This is a genomic window from Pseudoxanthomonas sp. PXM02 (assembly GCF_014851805.1).
In the GTDB taxonomy this organism is placed as follows: domain Bacteria; phylum Pseudomonadota; class Gammaproteobacteria; order Xanthomonadales; family Xanthomonadaceae; genus Pseudoxanthomonas_A.
The window spans coordinates 1-1,192 of sequence record NZ_JACVAK010000010.1 but is presented as its reverse complement, the minus strand read 5'-3'; the positions used below and the strand labels follow the sequence as shown (position 1 = coordinate 1,192).

General features: G+C 63.8%; 1 protein-coding gene. It reads right to left on the bottom strand.

Annotation, left to right across the window (positions count from 1 at the left end):
* Positions 1-1,131 (bottom strand): IS30 family transposase (locus IB225_RS20260; protein ID WP_192314877.1); only part of this gene is annotated, 1,131 nt, incomplete at its 3' end.
* Between the last annotated feature and the right edge of the window lie 61 nt (positions 1,132-1,192).

The following is a 1,192-nucleotide window of genomic DNA, read 5'->3' as shown; positions in this document are numbered from 1 at the left end:
TCGCTGTGCCGGTGTTTCGTAGCCCAGCGTCTTGCGTGGCCGCTCGTTGAGTTGGCGTGCCACGGCATCCAGCTTGGCCTGCGAGACGTCTGCCAGGCTGATGCCCTTCGGGAAGTACTGACGGAGTAGACCGTTGGTGTTCTCGTTGGAGCCACGTTGCCAGGGATGATGCGGGTCGCAGAAGTAGACCTGTATGTCCGTGGCCAAGGTGAAGCGACGGTGTCCTGCCATTTCCTTGCCCCGGTCCCAGGTCAGCGATCGGTAGAGCTGCTTCGGCAGGCGACGTGCGTTCTTGATCAGTGCATCGACCACGGTCTCGGTGTCCTTGCCTGCCACCTTCACCAGCATCAGGTAGCGGGTCTGTCGCTCCACCAGCGTAGCGATCTGACTGTTTCGGTCACCGAACAGCAGATCGCCCTCCCAGTGTCCCGGCACAGCCCGATCTTCGGCATTGGCCGGCCGCTCGCTGATCGAGACGGTGTCGGTGATCCGACCGTGGTTCTCTGTCTTCTGGGTGTGGTGTCGCGAGCGACGCATCGCCCGCGTGCGCCTCAGATGCGCGAGCAGTTCCTGTTTCAAGGCTCCGCGCGATTGGATGTAGAGCGTGCGATAGATCGTCTCGTGGGACACCTGACGGCTCGCATCATCGGGATAGGTGCGTTTGAGCCAGCCGGCCACCTGCTCAGGCGACCACTGCCGCTGGATCTTCTGTGCCACGCGAGCGGCCAAGGCTCGATGCACCGCAAGCTTACAAGGCTTGGGGCGCCGCGCCCGGTACCAAGCGCTCTGGTCGGCTTGGCTGGCACGGTAGCCTTGAGTGCCTTCGTTGCGCCCGATCTCGCGGCTGACCGTGGATGGCGCCCGACCCAGCAACGCAGCGATCGTGCGGATCGACCGTCCCGCCGCCAGGCCGCGGGAGATCTCCTCGCGCTCGGCCAGGCTCAGCACCCTCGGAGACCTTCGCCTCACTGGCGGACGAATGCCGCCGTGCTCGGCCAGGATGTTCCGGACCGAGCTGTGGTGCCGATCGAACAGGGACGCGATCTGGTGCAGGGACTCGCCCTGCTGCCAGCGATCCCACATCAGTGCCTTCTGGGTGTCGGTGTAGTAGATCCTTTTCCTGCGCTTCATCCGCAACACTCCTGCTGCCTACGCAGCTATCCGTGTGTTGCGTCGATCATATGAATCCGCG